This is a genomic window from Rhizobium sp. 01N447_2, from assembly GCF_056399245.1.
Genome location: NZ_JBFTQY010000004.1, coordinates 66,598 through 91,449 on the forward strand (window position 1 = coordinate 66,598; position 24,852 = coordinate 91,449).

Annotated in this window: 25 protein-coding genes; 9 read left to right on the plus strand and 16 right to left on the minus strand. The window is 60.9% G+C overall.

Annotation, left to right across the window (positions count from 1 at the left end):
• Window positions 1-30: 30 nt before the first annotated feature.
• The 10 genes from sucD to sdhC all read right to left on the minus strand — a co-directional run bounded on the left by sucD (window position 31) and on the right by sdhC (window position 9,321).
• Window positions 31-933 carry a succinate--CoA ligase subunit alpha gene (sucD, locus tag AC1ECN_RS03900; RefSeq protein WP_011653811.1) on the minus strand — a complete coding sequence of 301 codons (903 nt, stop codon included), beginning with the start codon at window positions 931-933 and terminating at the stop codon, window positions 31-33.
• A gap of 13 nt (window positions 934-946) precedes the next feature.
• Window positions 947-1,438, minus strand: coding sequence for a DUF1579 family protein (locus AC1ECN_RS03905; protein ID WP_130673214.1), 492 nt, complete (start codon window positions 1,436-1,438; stop codon window positions 947-949).
• 8 nt (window positions 1,439-1,446) lie between these two features.
• The gene (sucC, locus tag AC1ECN_RS03910; protein ID WP_130673215.1) at window positions 1,447-2,640 is read right to left on the minus strand and encodes an ADP-forming succinate--CoA ligase subunit beta; all 1,194 of its coding nucleotides are present in this window, start codon (window positions 2,638-2,640) and stop codon (window positions 1,447-1,449) included.
• Between the two features lie 36 nt (window positions 2,641-2,676).
• Window positions 2,677-3,639 (minus strand): malate dehydrogenase, encoded by a 963-nt coding sequence (mdh, locus tag AC1ECN_RS03915; RefSeq protein ID WP_477952241.1) that lies wholly within the window; start codon window positions 3,637-3,639, stop codon window positions 2,677-2,679.
• 176 nt (window positions 3,640-3,815) lie between these two features.
• Window positions 3,816-4,979, minus strand: coding sequence for a cell division protein ZapE (gene zapE / locus AC1ECN_RS03920; RefSeq protein WP_130673216.1), 1,164 nt, complete (start codon window positions 4,977-4,979; stop codon window positions 3,816-3,818).
• Window positions 4,980-5,026: 47 nt separating this feature from the next.
• Window positions 5,027-5,542 (minus strand): protease inhibitor Inh/omp19 family protein, encoded by a 516-nt coding sequence (locus AC1ECN_RS03925; protein WP_003543526.1) that lies wholly within the window; start codon window positions 5,540-5,542, stop codon window positions 5,027-5,029.
• 346 nt (window positions 5,543-5,888) lie between these two features.
• A complete protein-coding gene (locus AC1ECN_RS03930) occupies window positions 5,889-6,668 on the minus strand; it encodes a succinate dehydrogenase iron-sulfur subunit (protein ID WP_003567268.1) in 780 nt (259 codons plus the stop codon).
• Window positions 6,669-6,686: 18 nt separating this feature from the next.
• Window positions 6,687-8,528 carry a succinate dehydrogenase flavoprotein subunit gene (gene sdhA, locus AC1ECN_RS03935; protein ID WP_075225481.1) on the minus strand — a complete coding sequence of 614 codons (1,842 nt, stop codon included), beginning with the start codon at window positions 8,526-8,528 and terminating at the stop codon, window positions 6,687-6,689.
• Window positions 8,529-8,534: 6 nt separating this feature from the next.
• Window positions 8,535-8,915, minus strand: coding sequence for a succinate dehydrogenase, hydrophobic membrane anchor protein (gene sdhD, locus AC1ECN_RS03940; protein WP_075225482.1), 381 nt, complete (start codon window positions 8,913-8,915; stop codon window positions 8,535-8,537).
• 10 nt (window positions 8,916-8,925) lie between these two features.
• The gene (gene sdhC / locus AC1ECN_RS03945) at window positions 8,926-9,321 is read right to left on the minus strand and encodes a succinate dehydrogenase, cytochrome b556 subunit (RefSeq protein ID WP_075225503.1); all 396 of its coding nucleotides are present in this window, start codon (window positions 9,319-9,321) and stop codon (window positions 8,926-8,928) included.
• A 314-nt stretch (window positions 9,322-9,635) separates the two neighbouring features.
• On the opposite strand from sdhC, the gene AC1ECN_RS03950 reads away from it, so the two are divergent.
• On the plus strand, window positions 9,636-10,127 hold the full coding sequence (locus AC1ECN_RS03950) for a hypothetical protein (RefSeq protein ID WP_075225483.1): 492 nt from the start codon (window positions 9,636-9,638) through the stop codon (window positions 10,125-10,127).
• A 74-nt stretch (window positions 10,128-10,201) separates the two neighbouring features.
• Here AC1ECN_RS03950 and AC1ECN_RS03955 read toward each other — a convergent pair whose 3' ends face one another.
• The 6 genes from AC1ECN_RS03955 to AC1ECN_RS03980 all read right to left on the minus strand — a co-directional run bounded on the left by AC1ECN_RS03955 (window position 10,202) and on the right by AC1ECN_RS03980 (window position 15,691).
• Window positions 10,202-10,555, minus strand: a complete 354-nt coding sequence (locus AC1ECN_RS03955; RefSeq protein ID WP_012759284.1) for a RidA family protein — start codon at window positions 10,553-10,555, stop codon at window positions 10,202-10,204.
• 174 nt (window positions 10,556-10,729) lie between these two features.
• On the minus strand, window positions 10,730-11,599 hold the full coding sequence (locus tag AC1ECN_RS03960) for a LysR family transcriptional regulator (protein ID WP_178385473.1): 870 nt from the start codon (window positions 11,597-11,599) through the stop codon (window positions 10,730-10,732).
• Window positions 11,600-11,730: 131 nt separating this feature from the next.
• The gene (locus AC1ECN_RS03965) at window positions 11,731-12,795 is read right to left on the minus strand and encodes an ABC transporter ATP-binding protein (RefSeq protein ID WP_130673217.1); all 1,065 of its coding nucleotides are present in this window, start codon (window positions 12,793-12,795) and stop codon (window positions 11,731-11,733) included.
• Window positions 12,796-12,805: 10 nt separating this feature from the next.
• Window positions 12,806-13,645 (minus strand): ABC transporter permease, encoded by an 840-nt coding sequence (locus AC1ECN_RS03970; RefSeq protein ID WP_477952245.1) that lies wholly within the window; start codon window positions 13,643-13,645, stop codon window positions 12,806-12,808.
• Window positions 13,642-14,526 (minus strand): ABC transporter permease, encoded by an 885-nt coding sequence (locus tag AC1ECN_RS03975; RefSeq protein WP_024320368.1) that lies wholly within the window; start codon window positions 14,524-14,526, stop codon window positions 13,642-13,644. Before AC1ECN_RS03975 ends, AC1ECN_RS03970 begins: the two co-directional genes overlap by 4 nt.
• An 88-nt stretch (window positions 14,527-14,614) precedes the next feature.
• Window positions 14,615-15,691 (minus strand): ABC transporter substrate-binding protein, encoded by a 1,077-nt coding sequence (locus AC1ECN_RS03980; protein WP_130673218.1) that lies wholly within the window; start codon window positions 15,689-15,691, stop codon window positions 14,615-14,617.
• A 261-nt stretch (window positions 15,692-15,952) separates the two neighbouring features.
• On the opposite strand from AC1ECN_RS03980, the gene speB reads away from it, so the two are divergent.
• The 8 genes from speB (at window position 15,953) to AC1ECN_RS04020 (ending at window position 24,780) form a co-directional block, all read left to right on the plus strand.
• Window positions 15,953-17,014 carry an agmatinase gene (speB, locus tag AC1ECN_RS03985; protein WP_027689405.1) on the plus strand — a complete coding sequence of 354 codons (1,062 nt, stop codon included), beginning with the start codon at window positions 15,953-15,955 and terminating at the stop codon, window positions 17,012-17,014.
• Between the two features lie 84 nt (window positions 17,015-17,098).
• Complete coding sequence (locus tag AC1ECN_RS03990) at window positions 17,099-17,896, plus strand: transporter substrate-binding domain-containing protein (RefSeq protein WP_018069081.1); 798 nt, start codon at window positions 17,099-17,101, stop codon at window positions 17,894-17,896.
• Window positions 17,897-18,041: 145 nt separating this feature from the next.
• Window positions 18,042-18,710: an amino acid ABC transporter permease gene (locus AC1ECN_RS03995; RefSeq protein WP_018069082.1), complete on the plus strand. Its 669-nt coding sequence runs from the start codon at window positions 18,042-18,044 to the stop codon at window positions 18,708-18,710.
• Entirely contained in the window at window positions 18,707-19,354 is a 648-nt protein-coding gene (locus AC1ECN_RS04000) for an amino acid ABC transporter permease (protein ID WP_018069083.1), read from the plus strand. The genes AC1ECN_RS03995 and AC1ECN_RS04000 overlap by 4 nt, the downstream gene beginning before the upstream one ends.
• Window positions 19,355-19,511: 157 nt before the next feature.
• A complete protein-coding gene (gene lhpI / locus AC1ECN_RS04005; RefSeq protein ID WP_018069084.1) occupies window positions 19,512-20,483 on the plus strand; it encodes a bifunctional Delta(1)-pyrroline-2-carboxylate/Delta(1)-piperideine-2-carboxylate reductase in 972 nt (323 codons plus the stop codon).
• Between the two features lie 279 nt (window positions 20,484-20,762).
• Window positions 20,763-22,613, plus strand: a complete 1,851-nt coding sequence (locus AC1ECN_RS04010; RefSeq protein WP_130673219.1) for a LysR family transcriptional regulator — start codon at window positions 20,763-20,765, stop codon at window positions 22,611-22,613.
• Between the two features lie 152 nt (window positions 22,614-22,765).
• Entirely contained in the window at window positions 22,766-24,208 is a 1,443-nt protein-coding gene (locus AC1ECN_RS04015; protein ID WP_075225487.1) for a UbiD family decarboxylase, read from the plus strand.
• Window positions 24,205-24,780 carry a UbiX family flavin prenyltransferase gene (locus AC1ECN_RS04020; protein ID WP_012759297.1) on the plus strand — a complete coding sequence of 192 codons (576 nt, stop codon included), beginning with the start codon at window positions 24,205-24,207 and terminating at the stop codon, window positions 24,778-24,780. The genes AC1ECN_RS04015 and AC1ECN_RS04020 overlap by 4 nt, the downstream gene beginning before the upstream one ends.
• Window positions 24,781-24,852: the final 72 nt, after the last annotated feature.

Here is a 24,852-nt window from a genome sequence, read left to right on the forward strand (position 1 = left end):
CCGTTCCTCCGCCCGGTCTATATAGGTGGCTTAGCCCTTGAGGACTTCAACCAGCGTCTTGCCGAGGCGGGCCGGAGAGGGCGACACCTTGATGCCCGCCGATTCCATCGCCGCGATCTTCGATTCCGCATCGCCCTTGCCGCCGGAAACCACAGCACCGGCATGGCCCATGGTGCGGCCCTTCGGCGCCGTACGGCCGGCAATGAAGCCAGCCATCGGCTTCTTGCGGCCCTTCTTGGCTTCGTCCTTGAGGAACTGCGCTGCGTCTTCTTCAGCCGCACCACCGATTTCACCGATCATGATGATCGACTGGGTCGCTTCGTCGGCCAGGAACATTTCCAGGACGTCGATGAACTCGGTGCCCTTGACCGGGTCGCCGCCGATGCCGACGGCCGTCGTCTGGCCGAGACCTTCATTGGAGGTCTGGAACACGGCTTCATAGGTCAGCGTGCCCGAGCGGGAAACGATACCGACCGAACCCTTGCGGAAGATCGAGCCCGGCATGATGCCGATCTTGCATTCTTCCGGCGTCAGGATACCCGGGCAGTTCGGACCGAGCAGGCGCGACTTGGAGCGATCGAGGCGAGCCTTGACCCGTACCATGTCCATGACCGGAATGCCTTCGGTGATGCAGGTAATGAACGGGATCTCGGCGTCGATCGCCTCGATGATCGCGTCGGCAGCACCGGCCGGCGGAACATAGATGACGGTCGCGTTGGCGCCGGTCTTTTCCTTGCCCTCGGCAACGGTTGCGAAGATCGGCAGGCTTTCGCCCTTCGCGCCGGTCCAGGTTTCGCCGCCCTTCTTCGGGTGGATACCGCCGACCATCTGGGTGCCGTAATAAGCGAGCGCCTGTTCGGTGTGGAACGTGCCGGTCTTGCCGGTTAGGCCCTGAACGAGAACCTTGGTGTCTTTGTTGACGAGAATGGACATGCGAGGCCTTTGTTTAGGAGAGGTTGGAAGACGTGGAGGACGCGCGACGATAGACGCCGCTGACGACCTCCTGCCAAGTATCACTGCCTGCAGGCGAAAAGCTGACGCCCATCCGGTAGCAGTCTTCATTTTCAAATGTGAATACGGTGCGCTGGCTGCCGCGCGGCGAAGTCTTCATCAGCACAAGCTCATTGCCGTTCCACTCGCCGGACGCCGGCACGGGCGGCGCAAAACCTGCGGTGTCGAACTGGTAGAGTTTGTAGGTCTGGTCCGAAGCATCGAAGCCGAAAACATTTCGCGCCTCGAACGAAACAGCACCATCGCGCGTCTGGCGATAGCGCTGCTCGAGAAAGAACCCGCCGAACAACGCCTCGCCGGAAAACTCAGCACTGGCCTTGCCTTCACTCGTCCACGCCGACGCCGCGACACGCTCGTCCCCTTCCCACACGCCGGCGAAGGCGTTGAGGCGGAAATGAGCAGCGGTGGGCGTGGACTGGAAGGCCATGATCGATCTCAGCCGTTGATCGCCGCGACGATCTTCTTGGCCGCATCGTCCAAGTCATCGGCCGCCGTGATCGCCAGACCCGACTCGTTCAGGATCTTCTTGCCGAGCTCGACATTGGTGCCTTCAAGGCGCACGACGAGCGGAACCTTGAGGCCGACTTCCTTGACCGCGGCAATCACGCCCTCGGCAATGACATCGCACTTCATGATACCGCCGAAGATGTTGACGAGAATGCCTTCGACCTTGGGGTCTGCGGTGATGATCTTGAAAGCCGCAGCAACCTTCTCCTTGCCGGCGCCGCCGCCGACGTCGCAGAAGTTAGCCGGCTCCTTGCCGTAGAGCTTGATGATGTCCATCGTCGCCATGGCAAGACCAGCACCGTTGACCATGCAGCCGATATTGCCGTCGAGCGCGACATAGGCGAGGTCCCACTTCGAGGCCTCGATTTCCTTGGCGTCTTCTTCGGTCTCGTCGCGCAGCGTCTTGACGTCGTCGTGACGGAAAAGCGCGTTGCCGTCGAAAGACATCTTGGCATCGAGGACGCGCAGGTGGCCATCCTTCATGACGATCAGCGGATTGACCTCCAGGAGAGCCATGTCCTTCTCGCCGAAGGCCTTGTAGAGCGTCGGGAAAAGCGTCGTGGCGTCTTCAGCGGCAGCGCCGTCGAGCTGAAGTGCCCTAGAGATTGCAGCAACGTCGGCAGCCGTCACGCCGGCTTCCGGATCGATGGCGATCGTCTGGATCTTCTCGGGCGTGTCGTGGGCGACGGCCTCGATGTCCATGCCGCCTTCGGTCGACACGACGAAGGCAACGCGGCCGACCGAGCGATCGACAAGGATCGAGCAATAGAGTTCGCGGGCAATGTCGGCGCCGTCCTCGATATACAGGCGATTGACCTGCTTGCCGGCTTCGCCGGTCTGAGCGGTCACCAGCGTATTTCCGAGCATTTCCTTGGCGTGGGAAACGACTTCCTCGATCGACTTGGCGAGGCGAACGCCGCCCTTGGCGTCAGGGCCGAGCTCCTTGAACTTGCCCTTGCCGCGGCCGCCGGCATGGATCTGGCTTTTGACCACGTAAAGCGGACCGGGAAGCGACTTGGCGGCAGCCTCGGCTTCTTCGACCTTGAGAATAGCCACACCTTCGGCAACCGGCGCGCCATAGCCCTTCAGCAGAGCCTTGGCCTGATATTCATGAATGTTCATGGGTGTATCCCTGTTTCGATTACTTCAGCCCATCGACTACTTGAGGGCAGGCGCGATGTTGATGCAGGCTTCGCAGAGACCGGCGACGGCGCCGACGGACTTGTCGAAGGCTTCCTTCTCGGTCTTGTTGAGATCGATCTCGATGATGCGCTCGACGCCGCCGRCACCGATGACGGTGGGAACGCCGACATACATGTCCTTGACGCCGTACTGACCGGAGAGGTGGGCAGCACAAGGCAGAACGCGCTTCTTGTCCTTGAGGTAGGATTCGGCCATCTCGATCGCCGAGGCGGCCGGCGCGTAATAGGCAGAGCCGGTCTTCAGCAGGCCGACGATTTCGGCGCCGCCGTCACGGGTCCGCTGGATGATCTCTTCGAGGCGCTCCTTGGTGACCCAGCCCATGGTGACGAGATCGGTGAGCGGAATGCCGCCGACCGTCGAGTAGCGGGCGAGCGGCACCATCGTGTCGCCGTGGCCGCCGAGAACGAAGGCCGTGACGTCCTGGACGGACACGTTGAATTCCTTGGCGAGGAAAAGACGGAAGCGCGAGGAGTCGAGAACGCCGGCCATGCCGACGACCTTATTGGCGGGAAGACCCGAGAACTTCTGCAGCGCCCAGACCATGGCGTCGAGCGGGTTGGTGATGCAGATCACGAAAGCGTTCGGCGCATATTTCTTGATGCCAGCGCCGACCTGCTCCATGACCTTGAGGTTGATGCCGAGAAGATCGTCGCGGCTCATGCCGGGCTTGCGGGCGACGCCTGCCGTGACGATGCACACATCGGCGCCCTCGATCGCGGAATAGTCACTGGCACCCGTCAGATTGACGTCAAAGCCTTCGACGGGCGACGACTGGGAGATATCGAGACCCTTGCCCTGGGGAATGCCGTCCGCGATGTCGAAGAGGACGATGTCGCCCAGTTCCTTCAGGCCGGCGAGGTGCGCCAGCGTGCCACCAATCATGCCAGAACCAATGAGTGCGATCTTGTTACGCGCCATTTCGCTGTTTCCTTTGCGATCAAATTCGTCGAACGGACGCGCAAGGCACCGCCCAATGACGCAATCGCATAGACCCAAAGCCTAAAAATGGCAATGCATTATTTTTGATGCAGCGTTTTCAATCGTTTAGATCCAAAAATTCTTACGTAAACGTAATACATTCTGTCACCAGATTGTTACTCTGCGGCGCGCTTCTCATGGTGCAGCGCAAGATATTCCGCACTGCGCATCTCGAACAGGCGCGAAGCCGTGCGGTCGAATTCGAAGCCTTCGGTGCCGCGGCGTTGCAGCAGCAGTTGCTCCGGCATCGCCGCCGCGGAAATGTAAAGCCGCACGGCATGATCGTAGAACGTATCGACCATAATGATGAACCGCTTGATCTGGTTCCGCCTTTCCGGCCCGAGCAAGGGAATGTGATCGACGAAGACCGTATCGAAACGCTCGGCGATGGCCAGGAAGTCGACCGCCCCGAGCGGCTTGTCGCAGAGATCGGCGAAAGAGAACCGCGCCATGCGGTCGACGGCGAGCGGCACATGGATGTGGCGCCCCTTCATCGGAATATCCAGCGGCTGGGCCTTGCGCCCATGCAGCGCCTGCGTCCAGGACGCATCCATCGCCATGTCGTTATGCTCGTTGATCGGCACCAGGTAGACCGGCTGGCTGCTCAGCTTCTCCATCCGGTAGTCGGTCGGCGAATCCAGGGTGACGACATCGACATGCTGCTTGAGCAAGGCGACGAAGGGCAGGAAGAGGCCGCGATTGAGACCATCCGTATAGAGATTGTCGGGCTCGACATTCGAGGTCGCGACCAGCACGCATCCGCGCACGAAAAGCTCGGAGAACAGCCGCGACAGGATCATCGCATCGGCAATGTCGGTGACCGTGAACTCGTCGAAGCAGAGCAGTTCTGCCTCGTCGTAAAGCGCTGCGGCGACCGGCGGCATCGGATCGGCCTGTCTCGTCTCGCCGTTCTTGAGCTTCAGCCGGTGTGCCGCGATGCGGTTATGCACATCCGCCATGAATTCGTGGAAATGCGCCCGCCGTTTCTTCCTGCACGGCGCCATCGCAAAAAACATGTCCATCAGCATGGTCTTGCCGCGCCCGACGCTGCCGTGGATATAAAGCCCCTTGATGCCGTCGGCGGATTTCTTCTTGGCGGCAAACAGCCAGCCGAGCGCGCTCGATTTTGCCGCCGGCCGCCGCTGCTTCAGACCGGCAAGCACCCGGTCGAGGTTCTTTGCCACGTCCAACTGGGCGGAATCGACCTGGAGCGCGCCCGATGCGGTCAGCGCTTTAAGCTGTTCGCAGACGCTGAGCGCATAATCCGGCATTGGTTGCATGAGGGCATATCCGCCTGTCAGTCAACGGCGGAGACCCGCCGGAACATTTACCGGCTGAGGCTGATCGACTGGCCCGTGCTCGTCTGTCCCTCAAAGCGGTTGTCGGCCGTCTTGTAGACGCTGCCGAGCTGGTTGCCGGAGCGGTCCTTGAGCAGCACCTGCTTGCCGGCGACCTCCCAGGAGCCCATCGCCGTCAGTTCGCCGACGCAGCCACGCGTTCCGCCGCGCGAACCGCTGCCGAGATTGGTGAGCGTCAGGAACATGTCGCAGCTGCCGTTGACGCGCCAGCTTCCGACCATCGATTCCTTGGTGATATCGAGCGCATTCGCGGCCATTGCGCCAGGCTGAGCGCCTGGCATCGGCGCCGTCGTCGTTGGCGCGGCCGGAAACTGCGAGCTGCCGGTCGGCGGTGGGAGCTGCCCACCCTGCACCGAGGGAACCGGCTGCGCCGTCAACGGCGCCGGACCGGCACTGGCGTTGGAGCTGTAATCATATGCCGTACGCTGACAACCGGCTAGCGACAGAACCACCACCAGACCTGTCATCGCATATCGCAACTGCATCATCATACTCCTGAATTCGGCTATCGCCGTAAAGAAACGGGCGTGAGACAAGTCCGATTATCGTAATTCGATTTGGTTAATCAAGTCGTGCTGCATAAATTGCCCGTGACAACAACTAACCGAAAAACGATACAGTTCAACTGTCCCGCTGCAAAACTTCCTGCACATAGAATTTGTCAGCAAGGTGTTGCGCGCGTTCATCTCTGTCAGGATCCCTGTCGAACGCGCGCAATGTCTCGGAATAGCGCTCAGGTGCATCCTGCAGAAGGATTGCACCGAGCCGACCTGACATAGGTGACGGCTTCGGGATCGAAGCCGTCGATTCCGCCATCGGAATGCATGCTGATCAAACCCGGCGCTCGACCATCATCTTCTTGATTTCGGCGATCGCCTTGGCCGGGTTGAGGCCCTTCGGGCAGGTCTGCGCACAGTTCATGATCGTGTGGCAGCGATAGAGGCGGAATGGATCCTCGAGATTGTCGAGGCGCTCGCCGGTCGCCTCGTCTCTGGAATCGATCAGCCAGCGATAGGCCTGCAGCAGAACGGCCGGACCGAGATAGCGGTCGCCGTTCCACCAGTAGCTCGGACAGGAGGTCGAGCAGCAGGCACAGAGGATGCATTCATAGAGGCCGTCGAGCTTCTGCCGGTCCTCATGGCTCTGCTTCCATTCCTTGGCCGGCGCCGGCGACACCGTCTTCAGCCATGGCTCGATCGAACGATGCTGGGCATAGAAGTTGGTGAGGTCGGGAACCAGATCCTTGACGACGGGCAGATGCGGTAGCGGATAGATCTTCACCGCGCCCTTGATATCGTCGAGGCCCTTGGTGCAGGCGAGCGTGTTCGTGCCGTCGATATTCATCGCGCAGGAGCCGCAGATGCCCTCACGACAGGAACGGCGCAGCGTCAGCGTCGGGTCGATCTTGTTCTTGATGTAGAGCAGACCGTCGAGCACCATCGGCCCGCAGTCGTCGACATCGATATAGAAGGTATCGATAGAAGGGTTCTGACCGTCATCCGGGCTCCAGCGGTAGACGCGGAATTCGCGGGTGTTCTTGGCACCCGCCGGCTTCGGCCAGACCTTGCCTTCGCGCATCTGAGAATTCTTGGGGAGAGCGAGTTCAACCATGTCCGGTTCCTCTTGAGATCAGTACACGCGAGCCTTCGGCTCGATCTTGTGCGGATCGATGCCTTCGGCAATGAGCTCGGTATGGACCGGCCGGTAGTCGAGCTTGACCTCGCCCGCCTCGTTCACCCAGGCGAGCGTGTGTTTGCGCCAGTTGACGTCGTCGCGGCCGGCGAATGCACCCTCGGTATAGTCTTCGCGTGCATGCGAACCGCGGCTCTCCTTGCGGGCCTCGGCGCCGTAGATCGTCGTGATGGCGTTGGCCATCAGGTTCTGCAGCTCAAGCGTTTCCACAAGGTCGGAGTTCCAGATCATCGAACGGTCGGTGACCTTGATGTCCTTCATCTCGCCCCAGATTGCCGAGATGCGCTGGCAGCCCGATTCCAGCGATTCCTGCGTGCGGAAGACGGCGGCGTCTTCCTGCATGGCGCGCTGCATCTTCTCGCGCAGTTCCGCCGTCGGCGTGCCGCCGCTGGCATGACGCAGACCGTCGAAGCGGTCCATGATCTTGTCGCAGGCTGCGACATTGAGATGCGGGATCGGCGCGGCGCGGTCGATCACCTCGCCGGCGCGGATCGCAGCGGCGCGGCCGAAGACCACGAGGTCGATCAGCGAATTGGAGCCGAGGCGGTTGGCGCCGTGCACCGAGGCGCAGCCGGCTTCACCCACAGCCATCAGGCCGGGAATGATCCGTTCCGGATTGGCACCGTCGGCGTTCAGCACTTCGCCCCAATAATTCGTGGGAATGCCGCCCATATTGTAGTGAACGGTCGGCAGAACCGGGATCGGCTCGCGCGTGACGTCGACGCCGGCGAAGATCTTGGCGCTCTCGGAAATCCCCGGCAGGCGTTCATGAAGAACGGCCGGATCGAGGTGGTCGAGATGCAGGAAGATGTGGTCCTTCGCCTTGCCGACACCGCGGCCTTCGCGGATTTCCAGCGTCATGCAGCGCGAAACGACGTCGCGCGAGGCAAGGTCCTTGGCCGAAGGCGCGTAACGCTCCATGAAGCGCTCGCCCTCGGAGTTGACGAGGTAACCGCCTTCACCGCGCGCGCCTTCGGTGATCAGACAGCCCGAACCGTAGATGCCGGTCGGGTGGAACTGGACGAATTCCATGTCCTGCAGTGGCAAGCCGGCGCGCGCCACCATGCCGCCGCCGTCGCCGGTGCAGGTATGGGCTGATGTTGCCGAGAAATAGGCGCGGCCGTAGCCGCCGGTCGCCAGCACCACCATCTTGGCGGCGAAGCGATGGATCGTGCCGTCATCGAGGCACCAGGCGACGACGCCCGTGCAGCGGCTGCCGTCTTCCGACATGATCAGGTCAAGCGCGAAATACTCGATGAAGAATTCGGCATTGTTGCGCAGCGACTGGCCGTAGAGCGTATGCAGGATGGCGTGACCGGTACGGTCGGCAACGGCGCAGGTGCGCTGTACCGGCGGGCCTTCGCCGTAATTCTGCATGTGTCCGCCGAACGGGCGCTGATAGATCTTGCCTTCTTCGTTGCGCGAGAACGGCACGCCGTAATGCTCGAGCTCATAGACGGCCTTCGGCGCTTCCATGGTGAGATACTGCATGGCGTCGACGTCGCCGAGCCAGTCGGAACCCTTGACGGTGTCGTAGAGGTGCCACTGCCAGCTATCCGGCGTCATGTTGCGCAGCGAGGCGGCGATGCCGCCCTGGGCCGCGACCGTATGCGACCGGGTCGGGAATACCTTGGTGATGCAGGCCGTGCGAAAACCCTGCTCGGCCATGCCGAGCGTGGCGCGCAGCCCGGCGCCGCCGGCGCCGACGACGATCACGTCGTAGGAGTGATCGACATACTTGTAGGCCTTGCCATTCTGGGCGGGTGAAGTCGGTGCCATATCAGCTTATCCTACGAATGCGATTTTCAGAATGGCGAAGAGACAGAGGCCGGCGATCAGGATCGCAAAGAACGTGTTCAGCATCAGGAGAACGATCTTGCCGAACTCGCCATGCACGTAATCCTCGATGATGACCTGCATGCCGAGCTTCATGTGGATGACGCCGGAGATCACCATCAGCCCCATGACGACCGCGATGAAGGGGTTCGACAGCGCGCGAACCACATCCGCATAGGGCGCGCCGGCATAAGCGAGCATGAAGATGACGAAGAAGAGGATGAGCGGAACATTGGCGACGGCCGTCAGCCGCTGGCGCCAGAAATGGTCCGTGCCGTCCTTGGCGGAGCCAAGCCCGCGAACCTTGCCGAGGGGGGTGCGCATATCCATGAGAGGACCTTCAGATGCGAATGAGGAAACCGATCACCCAGACCAGCACGGTCAGACAGAGCGACCCGATGATGTTGGCGATGGCGAGCTTGGTCGAGAATTCTTTCCCGAAGCCATAGCCGAGATCCCACATGAAGTGGCGGAAGCCGCCGAGCATGTGGTGCAGCAGCGCCCAAGTGTAGCCGAGAAGCACGAGCTTGCCGAGAAGGCTGCCGAGCACCCAGTTAGCCCAATCGTAAGAGCCCTGGCCGCTTGCCGCCGCGATCAGCCACCAGGCGACGAGGATCGTGCCGACATAGAGGGCGCCACCGGTGATACGGTGAACGATGGACATGATCATGGTGGGGATAGGCTTGTAAATTTGCAAATGCGGCGACAGAGGCCGGTTATTTGTCACATTCGCCATCAGAACCTCGCGGCGGCTATTCTGCGCTCCCGAATTCGGAGCATGCTCAGTCAACCACACGAATGACAAAATTCTCTGTGTGCGTTGCATCAATTGCGACGTTTAATCACCGGAAACGCCGACGACAAGCACAATCGCTGTCTGCTTTTAATTTAATCGATTCGCGTTACCGGGAAGTTTGCGGGCTAACAAAACTGGCCCTTTCCGCTCAAATTTTGCGCTGATTCTCCGGCCCGAATGGACAAGCTTCGGCTTTTGGCGCAATCTGGCGTTAACGATTTGTTAGGGATCGGAATTCCGGAGGCCGGCCACCCATGTTTCGAAGTCTGTCCGCAGTCGCCCTGCTTGCCCTGTCCGCGTTTGCTGCACTTCCCGCCGAAGCCGGCGACCGCCGCAGCGATCATCGCTTTCCCGGCCATCGTCACGCTTTCCACGGCGGATTACTCCTCGGCGAACGTATCGGCTGGCGCGATCGCGGCATCCGTTCCGACAACGCCTATCGATATCGGAACCGCAAAGAACGGATGCCGTTCCTGAAACAGTTTTCATCGCCGGCGACCAATCGCTTCGCCCGCAACAATCTCATCGTCGTCGTACCCCAGGCGCAGGGTGGTGGTGGCGGCACCTATGCCGGCTCTTCTTACGTCTATCAGGCCGATGGCGGAACCTATGTCGGCGGCGACGGCTATGGCTTCTATCCCACAGCACGGCCTGAGCAACTGGCACCGAAGGCGAAAGTCATCGATATCGCGGTGCAGGACGATCCCTGCGCCTATGAGGCCAATGTCTGCGTCATCCGGCCTTAGCGCATGATGCCGAGAGTGCGGAATTCCGCTCCGGCTTCGCTGACAAGGCTATGAAGATGACGAACGCAGGCGGCTCAAATTTGTCCGGCCCCACTCTTTCGCGACGCGGCTACGTCAATACGGATGGCGCACATCGGCGGGAGATTCTTGTCCTCAAACGTCGCCCGCCGCGGCGTTCCGCTATCCGGCATCCAAGCATCCCAGGCTCTGTTCATTTCTTCGAATGAGGCAAGGTCCCTGAGCCAGATGTTGGCGAGAATGATCTCTGACTTGTCGGTACCTTCGCGCAGCAGCATGTCATTGATGCGCTCCAGTATTTCGTTGGTCTGCGCAGTCACGCTCGCTCCCCTCGTCAGGTTTGCGACCTGGCCGGGCAGATAGGCCGCATCTGCGAGGAGAGTTTCGTCAACTTTGGCTTGCCCCATCATCGTATTCGCAGACTTCCATGAATGCTTGAGATTGGGCCGTCGACCCTTCATGGATCATTGTGGAGCTTCGCTCGCCACTCCGGTAGAGGGAATTAAATTGACCCGATATAATGGAAGCTGAACGCTCCTAGAACAGGATGTCGTCGAAAACCGATCACACTTCGGCATCATGCTCTAGCTGGACAATATGGCCGTATGCCGCGAAATGAAGTCCACAAGATAGCGCGCACCTTCGGCCGTCTCGGATTGAGCATACAGACCGATCTCGATGCGCACCGGACCGGGCAGATCCGCCGATCGGTCAAGCGTCCGGCAGCCCTCCGGTTTCGTATTCAGCATCATTGGCGCGACACCGATACCGACGCGAACCGCGGTCGCCATGGCGACCAGCGTCGATGCGACGCACGCCGTCTTCCACTTGATGTTTCGCTGGGACAGAGCCGCAATCGTCGGGAGCGTCCAGGGACACTCCTCCTCGAACATGATGATGGGAAGCGGTTTTTCCGTATCCGCCACAAAGTCGGATCTGACCGTCCACATTAAATATTCGGTCCAGATCAGGGTCGGTTTTCGCGCGAGGCAGGTGATGTCGCAAACCACGAGATCGAGCTTCCTGTCTTCAAACAGGCTGGCGAGGCGGCGATTCGGCTCGACGATGATGTCGATCTCGACCTTCGGGTTCTGGGCTCTGAAGGCACTAAGAATGTCGATCAGGTGGCCGGCTGCGAAGTCCTCAACGACGCCGAGGCGAATGCGGTCCTCGATCATCTTGCCTGTCAGCCTTTTCCCGACCTCGTCGCTGAGGGCGACCATTTCGCGGGCATAAGCCAGCATGATCTGCCCATGGCTCGTGAGTTCGAGGCCCTTTGACGAACGCGAAAACAGCGTAACGCCGACAAGCTCCTCCAGCTTGCGGATCTGCATGCTCACGGCCGCCTGCGTTCTGTTCAGCTTGACGGCTGCTCCATTGACGGTGCCGATCTCCGCGACGGTCAGAAATGCACGAAGCAGATAGGAATCAAGATCAAGCATCAGAAGCCGCATTCCGTACTTTGTGGCGCTCGAGAGCCGAGGGCCTCTCTGCCCGTAGGTGGATATTGGACGAACCATGTCCTTCCGGCAACTGGTGACCCTTAGCCCGGGCACAGTGCAGGCTGCGCCACATCAATGCCAGCTTATCGCGCAAAGAGAACGCATGCCTCGGGGGGAATGGAAACGCTGATCTCCTGTCCGCGAGTGAAAGCTATGTCTGGACGGTTCGGGCAAGCCGAGATTATGCGGTCGCCACTGGCAAGGTCCAGAACGACATGCCTGAAGGCACCGAGTGTCACGACGTCGGCAACACGTCCGGCCATGGCTCCGGTCGCCGGAGCGCCGGACGATATCTCGACGCTTTCCGGCCTCACGCAAATCTCGGCGGCACCTGAAAGGCTTGCCGTGGAGGCGACCGGAAACTCCCAGCCGGATTCGGAGCGAAATTTCCGGGCCGTTCCGCCCGCGGTCGAAATCGAGCCATGGATCCAATTCGTCCGACCCATGAAATCCGCGACGAAACGCGAGTCTGGACGCCAATACACATCGTCCGGCCTGCCGGATTGCATGATTGCTCCACGGTTCATCACGAATATGCGCTCTCCCAGGCTCATCGCCTCCTCCTGGTCGTGGGTTACCACGATGGCGGTCGAGCCGACCGCGGCGAGCACATCCTTCAATTCGGTGCGCAGCTCATGCCGAAGTTTGGCGTCGAGAGCCGACAGGGGCTCATCCAGAAGAAGGAGGCTTGGATGGGTGGCGAGCGCCCGCGCAAGCGCAACACGCTGCTGCTGGCCGCCGCTCAACTGGTGCGGCCGCCGCTGTCCGAAACCGACGAGCCGGACGAGCTCAAGCATCTCGGCAATACGGCGTGGTATTTGCGCCGGCGGATGGTTGCGATGGCGAAGTCCGTAGCCGATGTTCTGTTCGACGGTCATATGCGGGAAAAGAGCGTAGTGCTGGAACAGCAGCCCGACATTGCGCTCATAGGGTTTCAACCCGGCCATCGGCTGGCCGTCGATCAAGATCGAGCCTTTGTCGGGCCGCTCGAATCCGGCAATGAGCCGAAGAATGGTGGTCTTGCCGCAGCCACTCGGCCCAAGCAGTGCGATTGTTTCACCTGGGTTCACCGAGAAGGAGATATTACCGAGGGCGACCGTTTCGCCGAAGCGCTTGCTGACCCCTTGAAATTCCACGGCAGAAATCATCGCATTGTCCTCATGAACGAAACAAACCCTGACCGACGACAGTGTCGAAGCCGACGACAYGGTCCAGCACAACGATCAGCAACGCGGTGACGGCAATCAGGACCACGGCCGCTGCAGCGATCGTCAGATCGAAAGCCGCGCGCATGTTGCTGACCAGCGTAACAGGCAAGGTCGTTGCGGACGGATCGCTCAGAAACAGACTGATCGATACGTCATCCATCGAAATTGCGAAGGCGAAGATCGCGCCGGTGACGACGCCCGTCCGCATGAGCGGCAGGGTAATGGTCCAGAAGGCCTGGCGCTCGGTGGCGCCGAGAACCATTGCGGCTTCCGTCAATCGTTGGTCGCTGCCGAGAAGGCTGGCGAGACTGGTCCTTATGCAATAGGGCAATGTCACGATCACGTGGCCGAGGAGCAGGCGCGCCATACCATTTGTGATGCCGGCCTTGGAAAGGAAAAGCAGCAGGCCGAATCCAATCACGACCGGCGGGACGATGAGTGGCGAGAGAAAGGCCGAAGTCAGCGCTGCCTTTCCTGGAAAATTGCCCCGGGCAAGACCGACAGCCGCCGCAGTTCCAATCGTGACAGACAGAACCGTCGTGAGTACCGCCAAGATGAGGCTGGTACGCAGGCTGGCAAGGATATCCGCCTGGGAGACGAGCCGTTCGAACCAGTGAAGCGACAAGGCAGGTGGCGGCATCGGGCCGAGGTAGGTCCTGGCGTCGAAAGCCATGACGCATGTTATCACCAACGGGATGGCGAGGAACGCCAATCCAAGGCCGATGACACCGTAGGCAAGGGAACCGGCGATCCGGTCTCCGCTTCTCGCTGCAAGAGACTGCATGCTCATCGGAAAACCCTCCGCGCCTGCGCAAACGTTATGACAGCGACGACCGCCAGGGCCGCGGCAAGCATGACGAGCGAGATCGCCGCGCCGCTCGGGTAGTTGGCGATATCGCTGAACCGGGTGTAGATGACGTTCGACATGAAAAGCACCCGGCCCCTCCCGAGCACCATGGGAATGACGAAGGCGCTGATCGCGAAAGTCAGTGAGACAAGCGTGCTCGAGATCAGAGCCGGGAAGCTCAGGGGAAGCGTGATCGACAGATGGGCTTTCCATCCCGGCGCGCCGAGCGACTGGGCTGCATCGAGCAGACGCGGATCGATCGATTGCATCGCGCCAATCAACGTTAGCGTTGCGACCGGTATGATCGAGTGAACCAGACCGGCAATAACGACGATATTGATATATTCGCGGCTGTTGGGCGAAAGGCCCAATGTCAAGAGGAAAGGTCGGAAGATGCCGACCGATCCGAAGGTCAGTTCGATCGCGTACGTCTTGATCAGGACGCTGGAAAGAACAAGCGTAATCAAGAAGCCGAGGGTGAGTGTGCGCATCCGCGGCGAGATCCGCCGCACGATGAAATAGGCCAGCGGGAATGCCACAAGCTGGCCGATGATCGCGGCAACTCCGCCGATCCAGAAGGTCGTCAGCAGGACGCTTGCAAACGCCTGGTTTGCAAGCTCGTAATAGTTTTGAACCGTTGCCGCGGCATTTTCCACGGAGCCTACGCGTCCCGGCGTAAACTCCTTCAAGCTTTCGATTGCCAGGTTGATGAGCGGTGACAGAAAACCGAATGCGAACACCAGCAGGGCTGGCCCGAGCGTCAGGGCCGCATCTCGGCGATCCGGAATTGAAATGGCAACGGGTTGCCGCCTTACCTTGGTCATGGTGGAACAGCCTTTTCCTCGCCCTTGCGGGCCATGAGAAAGGGAGGTTGTCGAAGCCCGCGCCTACGACAACCTACCGCGGGGTGTCTTAGAGCAACGGGGCGATATCCTGCTCCCAGCGCTTGGACCAGGCATCCTGCTGTTCGAGAACGGCATTGTAGTCCGGCACATAGACGAAGCTCGAAAACTCGTCCGACGTGAAGGACAGATGCTTGAGATTGTCGGGTGTGACCGCCTTGCTGTTCAACGGCGCTTCGCCAGCCACCTTGGCGTAGAGCGAGTTCATGTCCGGGCTGATCGCGAAGTTGACGAAATCGAGCGTTGCCTTGGTGTTTGGCCTATTCTTCAGGACGCCGAAACCGCTCTGGTAGAGAAAGGCCTTGAAGTTGCTGTCCTTGGTGAAGCGCGTAACCGGGAAGTTCTTCGCCACGGCTGCCCAGCCGGGCTCGGCGAAGAAGCCGACGGAGGTCTCGCCCGACGTCAGCGAATTGGTGAAATCGATATCGGTGACGGCAACGCGGCCGATATTGCCGGATTTCGCCAATTCCGTCATGAGCTTCCACCCGGGCTCCATATTCGTTTCACTGCCGCCGGCGTGAAGGGCGAGCGCGACAATCTGGAGCATCATGCTCTGTGTCGGGCCTGGCCAGCAGATCGCGCCCTTGAGATCGGGGCTCAGCAGATCATCGATGGTCTTCACGGCGATCGGAGCCGTGTCGGTTCGGGCACCGAAATACACGCCGCCAACTGCGCGCGGGACCGCCTTGATATTGCCCTTGCCGTCACGAATGATGATTTTCTCGGGAATATTCGCGAGGTTGGGAACATCGGCAGGATTGATGGTCTCGAGCCAATCCTCCTTCACCATGCTGTTGAACGAGCCTTCCCAGCCGGCGACATAGTCGTAGTCGACATTCGGCCAGACGGCCTTGATCTTCGGCAGGATCGCGCCCGCGCCGCCCTGGTGAAGAACCCAGTTGAATGTCGCGGCATTCTGGTCGGCGGCAATCTGCTTCATCGCTTCGACGACATCGCCGCCCCATTCGACGGCGGTGAGATTGCCGCTGCCGGCTGCGGCGGATCTTGCAAACCCGGTCATCGTGCCGGCAATCCCCACGGCGGCGGCGGATCCGAGGAAGCGGCGGCGTGTCATATCGTGCAACATGGTAGGTTCCCTTTGCTGTCGGCCCTCTGCCGGACCGTTCGCATCGGAGACTGCTTGGAGGTTGCCAACCGCGGTAGTGGGAAAATTCTCGCAGGGTTATAAAGTTTTCTGAATGCACCGATGGACGCACTACCCGCATCGCGGAGCCTCGACGGATCCAAGCTATCAATAATCGTTATATCCCCTCTCGAATTTTCGCGGTTCCAAGAGAAGTGGGCGGCGCCGATGATGATGGCAGCATCAATACCGTGGGAGCCTGCCTTGACCATTGACCGGGATTTTCTGGAAGACTTGAGAAAGCGCTTCGGCAGCGCTGCAGGCGGGGAGATGGAAGATCCACACTTCCGCGCCGTGGCGGCGAGCGTATTCAAGGACGGCGACAGCCGCAAATGGCCCTTCGCCGATCCTGCGACCTTTCTGGATGCCCGTTTCATCGAGAACGGCTTGCGGCCCGAGGTGCTTGAGGCGCTTGACGTGGCTCTGATCGGCGTGCCGATGGACCTCGGCGTTACCAATCGCGCCGGCGCGCGGCTGGGGCCGCGGGCCGTCCGGGCGATCGAGCGTATCGGTCCCTACGAGCATGTTCTGCGTGTCGCGCCGATGGGAGGGCTAAAGGTCGCCGATGTCGGCGACGTGCCGATGCGCAGCCGGTTCGGCCTCGCCGAATGCCATGCCGACATCGAGGCCTGCTACCGGATGATCGCGGCAACCGGGGTTATCCCGCTGTCGGTCGGCGGCGACCATTCGATCTCCGGCGCCATCCTCAAGGGCCTGGCGGCCAGCCAGCCGGTCGGCATGATCCACATCGACGCTCATTGCGACACCGCTGGTCCCTATGAGGGCTCCAAGTTCCATCACGGCGCGCCCTTCCGCGAGGCGGTTCTGGCGGGCGTGCTCGATCCGAAGCGTACGATCCAGATCGGCATCCGCGGCGGCGGCGAATATCTCTGGGAGTTCTCCTTTGCCTCCGGCATGACCGTCATTCACGCGGAAGAGGTGGCGGAGATGGGCCTCAAGGCGGTGATCGCAAAGGCTCTGGAGGTCGTCGGCGCCGGTCCGACCTATCTCAGTTTCGACGTGGACAGCCTCGATCCGGCCTTCGCTCCGGGAACCGGCACGCCAGAAGTCGGCGGGCTTCAGCCGAGGGAGGCTCTGACCCTGCTGCGCGGCTTCAAGGGCATCAACTTCGTCGGCGGCGACGTCGTGGAAATCGCGCCGCAATACGACAACACCACCAACACCGCGCAGATCGCCGCGCAGGTCCTGTTCGAACTCCTGTGCCTCGCGATGTTCAGTCCCGCGGTCAGGACAAAGCTGACCTGAGAACAAGCTCCACAACGGCAGCGTGCCTCGTGCCCGCTGCCATCCATCACCTGTCGCACAACACGTCTCAAAAAGGGGAACGACATGACTGCTCTTATGAAATTACGCTTCACCGCTACTGCGGCAATTGCCGTGTTCGGCATCCTGGCAGGGGCCGCACAGGCCGACGAACTTGCCGATATCAAAGCCGCAGGCGAGATCAACATCGGCATCTTCTCCGATTTCCCGCCCTTCTCTTCGGCAAGCGCCGATATGAGCATCAAGGGCTATGACGTCGACGTCGCCCAGAAGATCGCCGACAGGCTCGGCGTGAAACTCAATCTCGTCAGCGTTACTGGCCAGAACAGGATCGCCTACCTGAACGACGACCGCGTCGACCTGCTGATGAGCGTCGGCTATTCGAAGGAGCGCGCCGAGGTTATCGATTATGCAGCCCCGTACGCCCCCTACTATATCGCCGTCATCGGTCCGACGGCGCTGAAGGTGAGCGGCAAGGAAGACCTTGCCGACAAGACAATTGCCGTCAATCGTGGGACGCTCGAAGACACGTCGCTGACGGCCGCCGCCCCCGGCTCGGCCGCGATCCAGCGCTTCGAGAACTACAATTCGGTCATCCAGGCCTTCATATCCGGCCAGACCCAGTTGATGGTCGTCGGCAACGATGTCGGTGCGCAGGTTCTGGCACGACAGGAAGCCTTGAAGCCGGAGCAGAAGTTCCAGCTCCTCAGCTCCCCCTCGCACATCGCGCTCCGCAAGGGCGAGGAAGGCCTGAAGAAGGCTGTCAATGACAGCGTCGCCGCAATGATCGCCGATGGTTCGCTCGACGCAGGCTCGAAGAGCTGGCTGAAAGCGCCGCTCAACCCGGAAAACCTGAAGGACTGACGAGGACGGCCTCCCACTCACCAGAGCATGATGCCGAAAACTGTAAGCGATTCCGGTGGCATCATGCTCCAATTCTTTGCTTGAGAGGCGGATCCAGATTTCCGGGGCGATCCGGCCCAGATCATCCGGCTCCAAAGGACATGCGATGAGATACAGCCTCGATTTCAATTGGCTTTGGGACGGAATGGGAGCTCTGGCTTATGGCGCGGGCACGACGCTTGCCCTGACGGCCTCCACATCGGTCCTCGGGATCGTTCTCAGCATTCTCGGCGCGGCCGCGCGCCGGGGACCTTATCCGTGGTTGCGCAAGGTCGTCGGCCTCTATGTGGAAATCATGCGCAATACGCCGTTCCTGGTGCAGCTGTTCTTCATCTTCTTTGGCTTGCCTAGCCTCGGCATTCGCCTCGATCCGGTCACCGCCGCCGTCCTTGCCATGACCCTCAACATGGCGGCCTACACGATCGAGGTGGTCGGGGCCGGGCTCGATGCCATACCGAGAGGCCAGAAGGAGGCGGCGCAGGCACTCGGCCTGAGGCCTCGGCTGGTGTTCTTCAAGATCATCCTGCCGCAAGCGATCGCCATCATTTTTCCGGCGCTGACGAGCCAGATCATCATCATGATGCTGGAATCGGCGGTGGTTTCGCAAATATCCGTCCGCGAGCTGGCGCAGGAGGCCGATCTGCTTCAGTCGCGCACCTTCCGCTCCTTCGAGACCTATCTGGTGGCAACGTTGATCTACCTTTCGATGTCCGCCGCACTTCGCCGGCTCCTTGTCGCCGGGAAACGCCGTTTTCTGGGAGCCGGTCTGGCATGATTGAGTTCACCTTCTGGGACATTCTGCGCAATCTTGTCTTCGCGACACGCTGGACCCTTGTGCTTTCGCTCGCAGCCTTTGCCGGCGGCGCCATCGTTGGCCTGGCGATCCTGTCTGCACGGATATCGAAAACGCGCTGGCCGCGCAGCTTCGCGTCCGGCTACATTGCCCTGTTTCAGGGGACGCCGCTCCTCATGCAGCTCTTTCTGATGTTCTTCGGCCTGCCGATGCTCGGTTTTCGGATCGAGTCATGGACCGCGGCCGTCTGCGGCCTGACGTTCTATGCCAGCGCTTATCTTGCGGAAATCTGGCGGAGCGGCGTCGAGGCGGTGCCGCGCGGGCAATGGGACGCCGCAGCCAGCCTGGGCTTGCATCGTCTCCTCGAACTTCGCCTTGTCATCCTGCCGCAGGCTTTCCGGATCACGCGCGCGCCGACCGTCGGGTTCTTGGTCCAGTTGATCAAGAGCACCGCACTGGCCTCGATCCTCGGCTTCGACGAACTGCTGAAAACCGCAAACGCCATCAACAACGCGACCTTCGAACCTTTCAAGGTCTACGGTCTCGTCGCGGTGATCTTCTTCGCCCTGTGCTATCCGCTGACGCAATACGCCAGAATTCTGGAGAAGAAAGCGGCGTTTGGCTGAGCGGTGTTCAGTGCTCCGCATTCCGATTGCAGCGAGGTGCCCAAAAGGCCGACGCCGGTTGAAAAGCTGGTGCGCCGCGCGGCGGCGACGCGGCTCTCGTTCAATCACACAGAACTCGCCTTATCCCGCAGTTAGAACTTCCTGAGAGATCGCTTCAATGACCGACACACAAATCCGTATTCTCGATGCCCGGACAACGGGCGAGCTCCTACCGTTCGGCGCGCTGGTCGCGACCCTGCGGCAAGCATTTGCTGAAGGCTGTGTCGTGCCGGTACGGCATCACCACACGATAACCAATAGCGGCGAGCTGGATGCGACGCTGCTTCTGATGCCGGCCTGGCATGAAACGCACCGGTCGGAGCGCTACCTTGGCATCAAGATCGTCACCGTCTTTCCCGGCAACACGGTGCGCGGCATTCCCGGTTTGACCTCGACTTATATGCTCTATGATGGTCGGACCGGGATGCAGCTTGCGCTACTTGACGGAAACACGATCACGACGCGCCGGACGGTAGCGGCATCGGCCCTTGCTGCGGACTATCTTGCCCGAAAGGACGCTCGCCGTCTGCTGGTGATCGGCGCTGGCCGCGTCGCGAGCCTCATACCTGATGCCTATCGCGCCGTCCGGCCGATCGCGCATGTCGATATCTGGGATATCGATCCCGCCAGCGCCGAACGGCTGGCGCAGAGCCTCCGGCAACAGGGGCTCCAGGCCGCTGCGGTCACGGACCTGGAAGCCGCGGCGCGGCAAGCCGATATCGTCAGCGCAGCGACGCTGGCGACAGCACCGCTTATCCGCGGCGAATGGCTGCGGCCGGGCACCCACGTCGACCTGATCGGCGGCTTCACCCCGGCGATGCGCGAAGCGGATGACGAGGCGCTTCGCCGCTCCTCGCTCTATATCGACACGCACGAAGCCCTTCACGAAGCGGGCGATCTGGTTCAGCCGATCAGAGCCGGCATCATTTCTACAGATGCGGTGCGTGCGACACTTGACGAGCTGTGCCGCCGGGATGTTCCAGCGCGGACGTCCAACGATGAGATCACTCTCTACAAGGCAGTCGGAACGGCGTTGGCTGATCTTGCCGCCGCGACGATGGTGTATGAAGCCGCTTTGATCGCCGGCTGACGTCTTTTGGTCCGGGCAATCGCGAATGATCGGAACGGAAGATCCTCGATTTTTCTAAAGGAGGACTGATCACCCTCAGCATACGGGCTCCCTGTTTCGACGCTCTTGGCCCGTCCAGGCATTCGATCACCAGTGCTGCGCCGACCAAAGTCCGAGGCCGACCATGTCGGTTCGGTGGACGAAGGGGAAGCAATGGGCCGGCGCTGATATTCGTGCGATATAACGCTTTGTGTGCCATAGTCGGGTAAGCCCCTTGAGCAAATCCGATATAGACCCGCAGTGATTACAAATCCGCCGCGCATCGAAATCCAGCAACTGGCCCATTTCGTGCTGGCCTGTCAGAGCCCGACGCTGGCGGAGACCGCGCGCGAGCTTGGGATTGCTCCTTCGGCGCTGACATCAAGTCTGCGTACTTTGGAAAATGAACTTCAACTCAAGCTCTTCATTCGGAAAAGCGGTCACCTCAGTCCTTTACCGGCAGCCTTCTGGCTGTTTCAGCAGGCAACGGCCATCCTTCATCGCGAAAGGTTCGTGCGTCGGATGCGGAACGGGGACACGGCCCCCCTTCGCATCGATATTCGTCTCGATCTCAGTTTCTCCATCGGCCGGTTTTCGAAGGCGATCGGACGTACTGTCGAAGATATGGAACGCGAGCGGCCCGACCTGCTGATCGACGTGATGTTTGCAGACGGGCGAGGAAAATCCCTTGTTGACGAGGAGGCTGCGGAAATCCCGGGCAACGCGGGTTCGATGGAAATCGAAGTCGGCTATATCACAGGCGTGCCATCTGCGAACCTGCCTGCGATGACGCCCTTTTACGATGAGGTCTGGGTTTCCGTCGGAACGGCGGAGGCCGCGGTTGATCTTCGCTCCCCCAATCAGAAATTTGTCGTTTTGAAAATGCGTCAGGCACTTCGCGATGCCGTCACCCGATATGCGGACGAGCATGGCATCCGCGACCGCATGATCCTGATGGATGAGGAGCCGGCAGATCTTCATCGGCTGCTCAACGAGTTTCCGCAGATGCGGTTCCTGATGCCCCGCAGTATGGTCGCCGACCGGCTCGGACTTGCGCGCCTGCATCTGGAGCCCCTCGATCCGCCGTTGTCGAGCACCTTGGGCGTGCGCGCAAACGGGCCGGACCAGGAGGTCGTGTCCGCCCTGCTTTGTAGCCTCAAGAAAAATCTGGAGGCAACGGAGGCCAATATCGTCTTCCGGCCGCAGTTGACGGCACGTCAATTGCACTACTTCAACCTTGCGCATCTCAGCGGAGGCATTTCGGCGGCGGCGCGCGCGGCGCATGTCACCCAACCCTCCGTTTCGACCCAGATTCAGAAGATCGAGGCGGTTGTCGGGCAACCCCTGTTCGAACGGCGGCGCAACGGTGCCGAGAGCACGAAGGCCGCCAAGGCATTGCTTCCGTTCACCTTGGAGATCGAAGAGCGCATCGACAGCCTTCTAAAGGCCAGTCAGGATATTGCCGCCCACACTCAAGCGACCATCTCAATCGGCATGCTGCCGAGTTCGGGGCATGATAGCGTCATGACGGACAAGGTGGCGCAGGCGCTGACGGCAACCCGCCTCGGCCATCCCGAATACCGGCTGAGGATCGTCGAAGGTTCCAACGCTGCGCTTCACGACCAGGTGCGCGCGGGAGAGCTCAATCTGGCCATTGTCGGCGTCGTCCAGACGCAGATGACCCGGATCCATCTCGGACCGAGCGAGCGCCTCTCGGTCGTTGCCAATCCGGCCTTGAACCTTGCCGGCCGAACGGAAATTCCACTGGCCGAAGTTTGCGGATTTCCGCTGGTTCTCGGAATCAAGCATCTCAGTATCCATCAGGCGTTCATGGCAGCCGCCAGCGCGCGGCATCTGCGTGTCGAGCCCATCATGGACGTCGGTTCTCTGCCATTGGCCATCGCCATGGTCCGCCGCTTGCCGGTCTGCACGGTCCTGCCGGTGTCCTCGGTCCAGCAGGACATCGGCAGCGGACGCCTCACCGCGGCGTCGATTACGGAAGACGTCATCGCCGGAAACCTCTCGGTGATTTTCTCCGGCGAAAGGACGCTGTCCGAGGCGGAACGGACGATGATCCAGTCACTCGTTGCCGTCTTCGGCCAACAGGCGTGATCTAACGCATGTCGCGTCGGATCGGGATCATGCGCGGAGCATTCTGATTTTCCTATCCTCCAATTCATGATTTTCGAGCTACCCAGCCTCCGGCCTGCGGCTGATACTTGCCGCATCAAACAGCTCGAAAATGACTTTCACAGGATTGCCGGATGAATGATCGCCCTGATCCGCTTGAAGACGCGGCCATGACATCCAAGACGGCCAGCGCCGCAATGCGCGGCAGCGAAAGCGATCAATCCTGTCGAGGCATTCTTCAGGAACTCGACCGACGCGGTCAGCTGCTGGTGATTTCGGAGGAGATCGACCCGATCCACGACGTGTCGGCCATCCTTTCCATCGTCGATGAAAAGGCGGCGGTGCGGCTCGACCGCATCAAGGGTCACGACATGCCGATCTTCGGCAACATCCTGTCGGATCTCGATCGTGTCGCCCTGGCGCTTGACGTCGCGAAAAGCGAGATCCAGGAAAAGCTGCTGTCCTCGATCGCCTCTCCCATGCCGCCTGTCTTCGTGGACGATGCGCCGGTACAGCAACAGCTCTTCCAGGACGACATCCTGACCCGGCTTCCAGTCCCGACATTCTTTTCCAAGGAGACCGGTCCTTACATTACCGCGGGTCTGATCGTGGCGCGCGACCCTGAAACGGGCTTGGGCAACGCGTCCTATGCCCGCATCAAGGTGCTTGGTCCGAACGAGGCGATGATCGGGATTGCACCGAACCATCATCTCGCCATCATGGCCCGCAAGGCGGGCGCCAAAGGCGAGCCGCTGCCCTTCGCCGTCGTCCTCGGCGCGCATCCAGCCATTCAGCTTGCCGCCTGCTTCTATCTGGGGCTTGGTGACGATGAAATGCACTGCGCCGGATCGCTGCTCGGCGAGCCGGTGCGGCTTGTCCGCTGCAAGTCGATCGATCTTGCCGTGCCTGCAGAGGCGGAGATCGTGCTCGAAGGTCATATACATAGCGACGAGCCGATCCTCGAAGGACTGGTCTCGGAATATCACGGCATGTACGAGGATTACGGCTCCGGCATGCGCGCCAGCTTTGGATGCATGACCTGCCGCTCCGACGCGATGTTGCAGGTGATCGAGCCCGGTTACCATATGGAGCACCTTTATCTCGGCGCAGTGCCGATCGCTGCCGGCCTCAAGGCCGTCATCCGGCGATCCGTTCTCAATGTCGGCGAGGTTGCCGTCACCGCATCAGGCAGCGGACGGAACAACGTGGTCGTGCAGATCGATGCGCCCCGCCCGGGACAGGCACGCCGCATCATGTCGATCTGCTGGGGTGCGGTCAGCATCGTCAAGAACGTCACCATCGTCGATAGCGATGTCGACCCCTGGGATATCGATGCCGTCGAATTGGCCAAGATGACGCGCATGCGCGCGGCGCGCGACATTCTCATCGTCACGGATCTTCCGGCAGACCGGTCCGAGCCTCAGGAGGACGGCGGCGTGATCGCCAAGGTCGGTTACGACGCCACGATGAAGGCGGGCGATCGGAAGGAAGGGTTCGACAAGGCGCTTCCGCCGCCGGATTCCTACGAACGGATGCGCCAGCTGCTATTGCGCGTCAAGCCGGAGATGCTGATTTGAGGCGATTGATCATCGGCATATCAGGGGCTTCCGGTGCAATCTACGGACTGCGTGCGCTGGAGATGCTGCGGGATTTCGACGATGTCGAGACGCATCTCGTCATATCGCCCGCGGCGATCCGCACGGCACTGGCCGAAGGGACGGGAAAGACCGCGGACGAAATCCGTGGCCTCGCCGACCGGGTCTACAGCCACGGGGATATCGGCGCCTCGATCGCCTCCGGCTCCTTCCGGTGCGACGGCATGCTGGTTGCGCCATGCTCGATCAAGACGCTGAGCGGGATCGCGCATTGTTATGCGGACGATCTGATCGTGCGCGCCGCCGATGTCTGCCTGAAGGAACGCCGCCGGCTGGTGCTGATGGTGCGGGAAACGCCGTTGCATGCGGGCCATATCGCGCTGATGGACCAGGCAACACGCAACGGCGCCGTCATCATGCCGCCGGTGCCGAGTTTTTACACCCTGCCGAAATCAATCGCCGAAATGGTCGACCAGACCGTGGGGCGTGCGCTGGATCAATTCGGGCTTCATCATCCGACGGTCCGGCGCTGGACGGAGGATCATAACGACTGAGCCATGACGAGCAGCGCTGAAAGCTGCCGGGCCATCATGTCAACCGCATGCACAACAACGACGCACAATCAC

Bases quoted from the DNA above. Each gene is read 5' to 3' on its own strand.
- sucD (WP_011653811.1), bottom strand. From the start codon at position 933: ATGTCCATTCTCGTCAACAAAGACACCAAGGTTCTCGTTCAGGGCCTA.
- AC1ECN_RS03905 (WP_130673214.1), bottom strand. From the start codon at position 1,438: ATGGCCTTCCAGTCCACGCCCACCGCTGCTCATTTCCGCCTCAACGCC.
- sucC (WP_130673215.1), bottom strand. From the start codon at position 2,640: ATGAACATTCATGAATATCAGGCCAAGGCTCTGCTGAAGGGCTATGGC.
- zapE (WP_130673216.1), bottom strand. From the start codon at position 4,979: ATGCAACCAATGCCGGATTATGCGCTCAGCGTCTGCGAACAGCTTAAA.
- AC1ECN_RS03925 (WP_003543526.1), bottom strand. From the start codon at position 5,542: ATGCAGTTGCGATATGCGATGACAGGTCTGGTGGTGGTTCTGTCGCTA.
- AC1ECN_RS03930 (WP_003567268.1), bottom strand. From the start codon at position 6,668: ATGGTTGAACTCGCTCTCCCCAAGAATTCTCAGATGCGCGAAGGCAAG.
- sdhA (WP_075225481.1), bottom strand. From the start codon at position 8,528: ATGGCACCGACTTCACCCGCCCAGAATGGCAAGGCCTACAAGTATGTC.
- sdhD (WP_075225482.1), bottom strand. From the start codon at position 8,915: ATGGATATGCGCACCCCCCTCGGCAAGGTTCGCGGGCTTGGCTCCGCC.
- sdhC (WP_075225503.1), bottom strand. From the start codon at position 9,321: ATGGCGAATGTGACAAATAACCGGCCTCTGTCGCCGCATTTGCAAATT.
- AC1ECN_RS03950 (WP_075225483.1), top strand. From the start codon at position 9,636: ATGTTTCGAAGTCTGTCCGCAGTCGCCCTGCTTGCCCTGTCCGCGTTT.
- AC1ECN_RS03955 (WP_012759284.1), bottom strand. From the start codon at position 10,555: ATGATGGGGCAAGCCAAAGTTGACGAAACTCTCCTCGCAGATGCGGCC.
- AC1ECN_RS03960 (WP_178385473.1), bottom strand. From the start codon at position 11,599: ATGCGGCTTCTGATGCTTGATCTTGATTCCTATCTGCTTCGTGCATTT.
- AC1ECN_RS03965 (WP_130673217.1), bottom strand. From the start codon at position 12,795: ATGATTTCTGCCGTGGAATTTCAAGGGGTCAGCAAGCGCTTCGGCGAA.
- AC1ECN_RS03975 (WP_024320368.1), bottom strand. From the start codon at position 14,526: ATGACCAAGGTAAGGCGGCAACCCGTTGCCATTTCAATTCCGGATCGC.
- AC1ECN_RS03980 (WP_130673218.1), bottom strand. From the start codon at position 15,691: ATGTTGCACGATATGACACGCCGCCGCTTCCTCGGATCCGCCGCCGCC.
- AC1ECN_RS03990 (WP_018069081.1), top strand. From the start codon at position 17,099: ATGACTGCTCTTATGAAATTACGCTTCACCGCTACTGCGGCAATTGCC.
- AC1ECN_RS03995 (WP_018069082.1), top strand. From the start codon at position 18,042: ATGAGATACAGCCTCGATTTCAATTGGCTTTGGGACGGAATGGGAGCT.
- AC1ECN_RS04000 (WP_018069083.1), top strand. From the start codon at position 18,707: ATGATTGAGTTCACCTTCTGGGACATTCTGCGCAATCTTGTCTTCGCG.
- lhpI (WP_018069084.1), top strand. From the start codon at position 19,512: ATGACCGACACACAAATCCGTATTCTCGATGCCCGGACAACGGGCGAG.
- AC1ECN_RS04015 (WP_075225487.1), top strand. From the start codon at position 22,766: ATGAATGATCGCCCTGATCCGCTTGAAGACGCGGCCATGACATCCAAG.